The organism is Streptomyces sp. NPDC022910, assembly GCF_055561075.1.
Genome location: NZ_JBVHHL010000049.1, coordinates 49,127 through 57,878 on the forward strand (window position 1 = coordinate 49,127; position 8,752 = coordinate 57,878).

The 8,752-nt window shown below is 70.2% G+C and carries 8 protein-coding genes; 5 read left to right on the top strand and 3 right to left on the bottom strand.

What is annotated here, in order from left to right:
* Window positions 1–164 precede the first annotated feature (164 nt).
* The 4 genes from ACZ3TS_RS32680 (at window position 165) to ACZ3TS_RS32695 (ending at window position 6,295) form a co-directional block, all read left to right on the top strand.
* Entirely contained in the window at window positions 165–1,772 is a 1,608-nt protein-coding gene (locus ACZ3TS_RS32680) for a dynamin family protein (protein WP_467625070.1), read from the top strand.
* Window positions 1,769–3,859 (top strand): YfjP family GTPase, encoded by a 2,091-nt coding sequence (locus ACZ3TS_RS32685; protein WP_467625072.1) that lies wholly within the window; start codon window positions 1,769–1,771, stop codon window positions 3,857–3,859. The genes ACZ3TS_RS32680 and ACZ3TS_RS32685 overlap by 4 nt, the downstream gene beginning before the upstream one ends.
* A gap of 264 nt (window positions 3,860–4,123) precedes the next feature.
* Entirely contained in the window at window positions 4,124–4,612 is a 489-nt protein-coding gene (locus tag ACZ3TS_RS32690; protein WP_467625075.1) for a single-stranded DNA-binding protein, read from the top strand.
* Between the two features lie 273 nt (window positions 4,613–4,885).
* The gene (locus ACZ3TS_RS32695; RefSeq protein ID WP_467625077.1) at window positions 4,886–6,295 is read left to right on the top strand and encodes a Cys-Gln thioester bond-forming surface protein; all 1,410 of its coding nucleotides are present in this window, start codon (window positions 4,886–4,888) and stop codon (window positions 6,293–6,295) included.
* Window positions 6,296–6,462: 167 nt separating this feature from the next.
* Here ACZ3TS_RS32695 and ACZ3TS_RS32700 read toward each other — a convergent pair whose 3' ends face one another.
* A complete protein-coding gene (locus tag ACZ3TS_RS32700) occupies window positions 6,463–6,807 on the bottom strand; it encodes a helix-turn-helix transcriptional regulator (protein WP_467625080.1) in 345 nt (114 codons plus the stop codon).
* A gap of 128 nt (window positions 6,808–6,935) precedes the next feature.
* On the opposite strand from ACZ3TS_RS32700, the gene ACZ3TS_RS32705 reads away from it, so the two are divergent.
* The gene (locus ACZ3TS_RS32705) at window positions 6,936–7,247 is read left to right on the top strand and encodes an STAS domain-containing protein (protein ID WP_467625082.1); all 312 of its coding nucleotides are present in this window, start codon (window positions 6,936–6,938) and stop codon (window positions 7,245–7,247) included.
* A 70-nt stretch (window positions 7,248–7,317) separates the two neighbouring features.
* Here ACZ3TS_RS32705 and ACZ3TS_RS32710 read toward each other — a convergent pair whose 3' ends face one another.
* Together ACZ3TS_RS32710 and ACZ3TS_RS32715 are read right to left on the bottom strand one after the other, a co-directional pair.
* A complete protein-coding gene (locus ACZ3TS_RS32710) occupies window positions 7,318–7,557 on the bottom strand; it encodes a zinc-binding dehydrogenase (protein WP_467625084.1) in 240 nt (79 codons plus the stop codon).
* Between the two features lie 650 nt (window positions 7,558–8,207).
* Window positions 8,208–8,522, bottom strand: coding sequence for a hypothetical protein (locus ACZ3TS_RS32715; protein ID WP_467625087.1), 315 nt, complete (start codon window positions 8,520–8,522; stop codon window positions 8,208–8,210).
* Window positions 8,523–8,752: the final 230 nt, after the last annotated feature.

An 8,752-nucleotide genomic window follows, 5' to 3' on the forward strand; every position in this document is an offset into this window, starting at 1 on the left:
GCAGGCAGGTGCGAATCCTGCATCGCTTTTGGCGTCTCGGACCCCGGGTGTTGTGCACTCGTTATGCCTGCGCCCCAGTCGTCCCTTCCACCCCATGTGTCCTGTCGGCGCGCAGACATATCCATATGCTTCAGAAAGCCATCAAAATTGGGCATTCTTCGCATGTGGTGACCTTGGACGTACGGCCTCAGCTGCTCGATGCACTCTCCGCCCTGCGTGAGCGTGTCGCCGCCACACGCTTCCCGCTGCCCCTGGCGGGGGCTCCACGCGCGCGTGCCAACCGCGACGAGCTCCTCGCACAGCTCGACGACTATCTGGTGCCCCGGCTGAGAGAGCCTGAAGCACCATTGCTGGCCGTCGTCGGCGGATCCACCGGAGCCGGCAAGTCGACCCTCGTCAATTCCCTGGTGGGGCGAAGGGTCAGTGAGGCGGGCGTGCTGCGGCCCACTACCCGTACCCCCGTCCTGGTCTGCCACCCCGAGGACCATCACTGGTTCAGCGGCATGCGCGTCCTGCCCGACCTCACTCGCGTGTGGGTACCGCACCAGGAGCCCTGCGACGATCTGCACGGCGTCGTCGGGCGTGAGGAGCGGGTGCTGCGCATCGAGACCGCCGACACGCTCCCGCGCGGGCTCACCCTCCTCGACGCGCCCGACATCGACTCGCTGGTCGCCGACAACCGGATCCTCGCGGCCGAACTGATCAGCGCCGCCGACATCTGGGTGCTCGTCACCACAGCAGCCCGGTACGCCGACGCCGTGCCGTGGCATCTGCTGCGGACCGCCAAGGAGCACCGGACGACCTTCATCACGGTGCTCGACCGGGTACCGCACCAGGTCGTGGCCGAGGTGTCGCGACAGTACGGCGCCCTGCTCACCAAGGCGGGGCTCGGCGACGTGCCTCGTTTCACCGTGCCCGAGCTGCCCGAGTCCGCCTGGGGCGGGGGGCTCCTGCCCGCCACCGCCGTCGCGCCGCTGCGCGCCTGGCTCACGCACCAGGTGCACGACCCCGCCGCCCGGGAGGCCGCGGTGGCACGTACGGCCCAGGGCGTTCTCGACTCGCTGCGGTCCCGGATGCCCGAGCTGGCCGGCGCGGCCGCCGCCCAGTACGCCGCCGCACTGAGGCTGACCGCGGCCGTGGACACGGCGTACGACAGCGAGTACGCGCGCGTGCGGAGTCGGCTGCAGTCCGGGGCGGTGCTCGCCGGCGACGCCCTGAAGCGGTGGCGCAGCTACCCCCTTGACTGCAGTGCCGGCGAACTGCTGGACGCCCTCGTCGAGAGCCTGGGCGCCCTGCTGTTGTGTGCCGTCACGGCTGCCGACGAGCGGGTCGACGAGGCGTGGCGGCGTGAACCCGCCGCGGCCGCCCCCGGACTGACCAACCGTGACCCGACGCTGGAGAGCGCCGAGCACCGCATCGGGATGACCGTACGACGCTGGCGGCGCGTCCTTGAGGAGTACGCCGAGGAAGAGGTGCGCGACCTCGACAAGAGCACCGCCCCGGACGCCGAGACGGTGGCCGCCCTCCTCGCCACCGGTCTCCTCGGCGGACGCCGGGCGGGACCGGCCGGTGAGGAACTCGCCGAACGGATCGGCGCGCACGGGGCCCTGCGGCTGCGCGACCGCGCCGCACGGCTGCTGTCCGAGTACCTCGACCGGGCCCTGCGCACGGAGCGCGAACGCCGTCTCGCCCCCCTGGACGCTCTCGAGGTCCAAGCCGAGCCCCAGGCCGAACTGATCGCCGCGCTGTCCGTACTGCAGAAGGAGAGGTGACCGCGGTGACTCCCGCCACCGACCGCACGGATCACGTCGAGCACCCGGAGGACGTGCCCTCGGCCGGCGCCGTCGCCGCGGCCCAGGAGCCGGCCGGGGGCGAGCGGGGCGGCCCCGGCCTTCGCTCGGCGGGCGACGACGGCGAGTACGCGCGCGTGCAGCGCCATTCCGCCAGGGCCGCTATGAAGAGTGATCCCGTACGGGCCGGTCTGAAGAGTGAGGCGTGCCCGAAGAGGGACGAGGGCGAAGACACGGCTGCGCCGGAGAGTTCTCGAGCGGCCCGATCCCAGGACCGGGCCACGCCCTTGCGCGCAGAGGATGACGCCCGGCACGCGCGTGTGCAGAGCGACGACCTGGCGGACCGTACCGGATCCCCGATCACCTGGGACGACGGACTGATCGCCAGGCGCGTGCCCGAGACGGCCGCGGGCCAGGAGGGAAGCACGGTCGTGGAGCCCCGCTCCCCGGGCGTACGACAGTCCGGGTCCCTCGCGTACGACGGACCCCTGAGATCGCGCCTGGACGCGTTGCGTGAACTGGTGGGCCTGTCGCGCACCCGGCTGGACAGCAGCACGCTGGCCGAGGCGGGCCGGGTCCTGGACGAGGCGGCCGCGCGCCGCAGGCTCTCCGGCGAGCACACCGTTGTCGCCATCGCGGGCGCCACCGGCAGCGGCAAGTCGACGCTCTTCAACGCGCTCGCGGGTGTGGCCATTTCGGAGACCGGGGTGCGCCGGCCGACCACCGCCGCGCCCATGGTGTGCAGCTGGAGCGACGGCGCGGCCGCGCTCGTCGACCGGCTCGGCATCCCGGGGCGACTGCGCAGGCGGCCCCAGCAGAACCCCGACGGCGAGTCGCAGTTGCACGGGCTCGTCCTGGTCGACCTGCCCGACCACGACTCCGCGGTGGTACAGCACCGAGAACAGGTCGACCGCATCCTGGCGCTCGTGGACGCGGTCGTCTGGGTCGTCGATCCCGAGAAGTACGCCGACGCAGTGCTCCATGAGCGCTATCTGCGGCCTCTGGCCGGGCACGCCGAGGTCATGTTCGTCGTCCTGAACCAGATCGACCGGCTGCCCGGGGAGGCCGCCGACCAGGTCCTCGACGATCTGCGCCGACTGCTCGACGGGGACGGGATCGCCCTGGGCGAGTACGGCGAGCCGGGCGCGACCGTGCTCGCCCTGTCCGCCCTCACCGGTGAGGGAATGGGCGAACTGCGCGAGGCGCTCGGTCAGTTCGTGGCCGAACGCGGAGCAGCCGCGCGCCGCATCGCCGCCGATGTGGACGCTGCCGCGGCCCGGTTGCGGCCCGTCTATGCGACCGGTGGGCGGGGCGGGCTCAGCGAGGAGGCGCGCGAGGAGTTCACCGCGCGGCTCGCGGACGCGGTGGGCGCCACCGCCGCGGGCGAGGCCGCCGAGCGCGTGTGGCTGCGCAACGCCAATCGCGCGTGCGGCACGCCGTGGCTGCGGCTGTGGCGGTGGACCCGAGATCGGCGCGAACCCTCGACGGGACGGCTGTCGGTGCGTGTGCCCGCAGACGAGGAGGCCACCGCACGGCAGCGCGTGGAGCAGGCTGTGCGGACGGTGGCGGACCGGGCCGCGGCCGGTCTGTCCACACCCTGGGCGCAAGCGGTGCGTGAGGCGGCGGTACGCGGAGCACAGGACCTGCCGACGGCGCTGGACGAGCTGGCGGCGGGTGCCGCCATGCCGCCGGGGCGGCCCCCCCGCCCGGGCTGGTGGCCTGCCGCCGTGCTTGCCCAGGCGTCGATGACGCTGCTCCAAGTTGTCGGCCTCTTGTGGTTTTTGGGTCAGGTCGCCGGATTCCTTTCGCCGAATCTCGGGATCCCGGCGCTCCTGATGCTGGCCGGCCTCGCCGGCGGTCCCGTCATCGAGTGGAGCTGCAGGATGGCCGCGCGTGGACCGGCCCGGCGGTACGGGCTCGAGGCGGAACGACGGCTGCGGGAGGCGGCGGCCGGGTGCGGACGGGCCCGGGTGCTGGATCCGGTGGCGGCGGAGCTGCTGCGCTACGGGGAGGTGCGGGAGGAGTACACCAAGGTCACGGGGGCCGCGGCGGGCGCGCGAGTGGGGTGAGTCCCGTGCGGGGGAGATGCCGGAGAGGGGTGGAGGCACTCGTTCGGGTGACGGAGTTGTCCACAACCGGGCGTCGGCCCACAGCGCTCAGCGGGCTCGGGCCGGCGGAGGCAGTCTGATCTCGCGGCGATCGCAGCGAACACGGTCGTCGCACGGGCGGCGACATGCGACAGGGCATGACCGCCGCGGCAGACGCAGCCGTACGGGACGAGCCCGTACGCGTTTTGTCCCGGCTGGGCAGCCGGGGCGAGGGAGGGGTTCCATATGAACGAGACGATGGTGTGCGTGGTCGGCAACGTCGCCACGCAGCCGGTGTACCGGGAGTCGCCGAGCGGTCCGACGGCGCGCTTCCGGCTGGCGGTGACAGCACGGTATCTGGACCGTGAGAAGAACATGTGGACGGACGGGCACACCAACTTCTTCACGGTGTGGGCCCGGCGCTCGCTGGCCACGAACGTCGCCGCGTCCGTCGCCGTGGGCGATCCGCTCGTGGTCCAGGGGCGGCTGAAGGTGCGGACCGAGCAGCGGGACGGGCAGGGCTGGCTGTCGGCGGACCTCGATGCGGCGGCGATCGGCCATGATCTGTCGCGTGGCACGTCGGCCTTCCGGCGCTCGTCCAGGCCGGAGGTGCAGACCGGGGCCTCACCACAGCCGGAGCCCAACTGGGAGTCCGAGCCGGCAAGTCGGCCCGAGGAGACGGCAGAGTCCGAGGCGGCGGCCCAATCGCTCCCCGAGCCAGCAGGAGTGACGTGACGTCAGTCCGGTTCACCCGGCCCGCACTCAACTGCCGTTTATCGACCCATGCATCGGTCAACACCCGAACAGTCCCATGTAGTTCATTGATAAGCGCAGTTCACAGGCTATGTGAGCGATAACGATTCCGAGTCGGATCGGTTATTCGACGAGATGACCGGGAAGAGGGGTGCGCCGCATCCTTAGGATGCCGGGCATAGCTCTCGGGGCTTCTGATTCTGCTGGTGGGACCGCACCCCCCACGCCAACGGGTCCTGCTCGAAGGGGAATTCTGTGTTTTCTTCGTTCTCTGCCTCGTCCGCGCGCAGGCGAGGGGCCGCCCGCCTCGCCGCCGCGACGCTGGTGTCCGGGCTCGTCGCGGCGGGCCTGATGGCCACTGCGGGCGTGGCGGTCGCCGACGGGAGACCGCAGAGCGAGGGTGGGGCGACCGCGACCATGGGCGGCCTCAAGACGTACGGGGCCGCCGTCGTCCACGACGGCGGCACGGACGAGCAGGTGTCCGCGGGTCTGTTCGAGATGTCCGTCGACAACGGCGGCACCCTGCAGACGTACTGCACAGACATCCACAACCCGGCGCAGAAGGAGGCCAAATACCACGAGACGTCCTGGAGCGGCACCTCCCTGGACGGTAACAAGAACGCCGGCAAGATCCGTTGGATCCTGCGCAACTCCTACCCGCAGGTGAACGACCTGGCGGCACTGGCGGCCGAGGCCGGTGCCAAGGGCCTCACGGAGCAGGACGCTGCGGCCGGCACCCAGGTGGCGATCTGGCGCTACTCGGACGGCGCCGACGTGGACGCGGTCGACCCCCAGGCGGAGAAGCTCGCGGACTACCTGGAGAAGCACGCCCGGAACCTTCCTGAGCCCGCGGCGTCCCTGACCCTGGACCCGCCCGCCGTCTCGGGCCACCCAGGCGAGCGGCTCGGCCCGATCACGGTGCACACGAACGCCGACGGCGTCACGGTGACACCGCCCGCGGACGCCGCGACGTCCGGTGTCAAGATCGTCGACAAGGACGGGAAGGAGGTCACGTCCGCCGCGGACGGAAGCCGGATCTACGTCCAGGTGCCCAAGAAGGCACAGGACGGTTCGGCCGAGCTGACCGTGCAGGCGTCGACCACGGTGCCGGTCGGCCGGGCCTTCGCCTCCGAGACGCGCAGCCAGACGCAGATACTCGCCGGCTCCAGCGAGTCGACGGTCTCGGCGACGGCGACGGCGAACTGGGCCGTGACGGGCGCGATACCCGGGCTGTCGGCCGAGAAGAACTGTGCCAAGGACGCCGTCGACATCACCACGGAGAACAAAGGCGACAAGGCGTTCACCTTCACCCTGATGGGAATTTCGCACAGTATCCCGGCGGGGAAGACACAGACGGTGACGATCCCGTTGCAGGAGGACCAGGCCTACGACTTCACGATCAAGGGTCCGGGCGGCTACGAGAAGTGGTTCAAGGGCGTCCTCGACTGCAAGACCGAGAGCAGGACGGGCGCCCTGACGACACAGACGCTCAGTGAGCCCAGCCCGGCGACGGTGGGCGGCACGGCGCCCACGGACACCAACCTCGCCGAGACGGGCGCGTCGAGTGCGACCCCGATCATCGCGGGTACGGCCATCGCCCTGGTCGTGATCGGTGGCGCGACGCTTCTCCTGCTCGGCAGAAGGCAACTGCCGACCCGCGACTGAGAGCCGCGCACCCCGACCCCGGGCGCTGCCGGCAGGTGTCCGGGCTCGTTCCACAGCCTGTGGACGATGGTGAGAGCCACTTGCACCCATGCGCCTGGGCCCGCCCTTCGCGTCCGAACTGACTTCGACGTGCAGAGCCCGGCGACTGCGCTCAAGGGGACGCGGCGTTACTGCTGTGCGTCGGCCCGCATGGCCGAATGCGTGCCGCGGTCCGCTTCGTCCTGGACGAGCAGGGAGAGCAGGGAGGCCACGGTGAGACCGGCTTCAGCCGGGTGCCGCAGTACTTTCCCTGGCTCGATGCGGTACGTGTTCGTGCGTCCCTCACGCGTGTGGGACAGGTAACCGTCCTGCTCAAGATCGGCGATGATCCGCTGGACAGCGCGTTCAGTGAGCCGGCAGTGAGCGGCGATGTCGCGGATGCGGACGTTCGGGTCATCGGCGATGGCCGCCAGCACACGTGCGTGGTTGGTGAGGAACGTCCATCCGCTGTGAGATTCAGGCACTCCAACCATGGCCTCCATCCTATGGTTCGCCCTTGGCCTCGCTTGAACGCATGACATAGATTTCGTGTATGCAGCGACGTGTTCCGATGGGGGAAGACCCGCGCCAAGCCGCTGTGGCCGCGAGCGTGCCCAGCCTTATGACCATCAGCAGCCGTCCCGACGGCGACAGGATGGTCGTGATTCTGCGTGGCGCGATCGACTGCGACGTCGAGGACGTGCTCAGGCGCTCCCTGATCAGCGCCCTCAGCCGTTCTGTCCGGGGAATGGATCTCGACCTCAAGGAGGTCACGTTCTGGGACTGTTCCAGCCTGAACGTCCTGCTCGCCGTCCGCCAAGTGGCGTTACGGAAGGGCAGGACAGTGACCATACGGGCGACCAGTCCCGTAGTGGACCGCGTGCTTGAGCTGACCGGGACACTTCCGCTCTTCGCCACGGACAGCGAGTGCTGATCCCGGCTTCGGCCGGTTTGGTCGGAGCCCTGCAGGCCTCGCCGCCCGGCCGGGATCGTGGCGTGATGGGTCACAGGCTGAGCAGCACCCGGCCGAAGGGTCCGCCCTCGATGAGGTGGCGCTGCGCCTCGGCCGCCTGCTCGAGGGGGAAGACACGGTCGACAAGCGGAGTGATCTCCTTGCGGGCGACCAGGTCCAGCAGTGTGGCGTTGGTCGTGTTGATCTGCTCCTGGGTGAAGAGGGCGAACTGGAAGCCGCGTACCTGGGCCGCCTTCCAGATCAGGTCGGTGACGTTGATGTCGGCCTGCATACCGGGCCGAGTAGCCGATGCTGATCAGGTTTCCGCCCCTGGCGAGTGCTCCCAGCGCCTGGCCGGTGATCGACCCGGCCACGCCGTCGAGGACGACGTCGACGCCTTTGCCGCCGGTGAGCCGTGCAACACCGTCGCGCAGCGATTCGCGGGTGAGGTCGATGACCTCGTATCCCGCACGCTCCGCTCCGCCGGGCGCGCTCCCGGCTCCGCCGCGGGCGCGTCCGCCGGGCGCGCTCCCGGCTCCGCCGCGGGCGCCGCTCCTGCCTCCGGCCCGCTTCGCCCGCGCTGCGCCGACGCGCGCCCACGCGCGGAATTCCCACGCAACACCTCCGTGATCAGGTGTTGCGACGACCAGTTGAATCCACCCTTCCAACGCCAGTTCGTACGGTGAAGCATCGCTGTTCAGCATGGCCGCCACACGTTCTCTGACCGCTGCGCGAAAGGCTTCCGAGTCCTCCATGATCTAGAGAGTAGGCGCAGGCATGGCGGAGCCCACGGGCCGTGCCACTTTGTGCCAGAACGGGCGGGGACTCACGGGGAATCGGGGCACGGAGCGGGCGGGAGGGCCGCACTGCGCCAAACCAGGGAACCCGCAGGTCAGTCCCGTGACCGCCCAACCTCGCTCCTGAAGTGGTTGTTCGGCGCGCTCACCGAGTCCACACCCGCTGGAACTCTCCAGCCGGGATGGCCTCCAGTAGATCTTCTTCAAGATCGATCGCCTGGTCCGTCAGGCCGCCGTGCTCGTCCTCCAAGTGCTCCCAGCTGTACCGGTGGAGTTGACCGGCCGAAGTCAGCTCGGCTTGCCTGATGACGATCAGCTCGCCGCGGTCGGGTACGGCCTCGAGGTACCACAAGCCGTCCTCCCCGTCCGCGTGGCGGAAGTGGCGCCGCAGAGTGGCAGCTTCATCGAGTGCTCGGAAGTACGCCACGGTCTCTGCTTTGATGCGCTCCAGGTCAACCACGGAACCATCGTGCCAGCGGTCGCATGCGGTTGCGCCGTTCTGACATCCACCAGTGACATCAACGGTGCCAGACGTCAGCACTCACAGGCGGTCCGGCACGGCCAGCGTGGCCGCGTGGTGCCCCGGCAGTGCCGAGGAGTAATTGTCAAGACCTGTGGATGGGGTGGGGAGGCCGCCTCTCGTTGCGCCGCGTCCCCCTAAAGCGAAGCTTCGTCACTCCGCTCACGAGG

Excerpts from the sequence above, each read along its gene's own strand:
- ACZ3TS_RS32705 (WP_467625082.1), top strand. The coding sequence starts at position 6,936 with ATGACCATCAGCAGCCGTCCCGACGGCGACAGGATGGTCGTGATTCTG.
- ACZ3TS_RS32710 (WP_467625084.1), bottom strand. The coding sequence starts at position 7,557 with ATGCAGGCCGACATCAACGTCACCGACCTGATCTGGAAGGCGGCCCAG.
- ACZ3TS_RS32690 (WP_467625075.1), top strand. The coding sequence starts at position 4,124 with ATGAACGAGACGATGGTGTGCGTGGTCGGCAACGTCGCCACGCAGCCG.
- ACZ3TS_RS32700 (WP_467625080.1), bottom strand. The coding sequence starts at position 6,807 with ATGGTTGGAGTGCCTGAATCTCACAGCGGATGGACGTTCCTCACCAAC.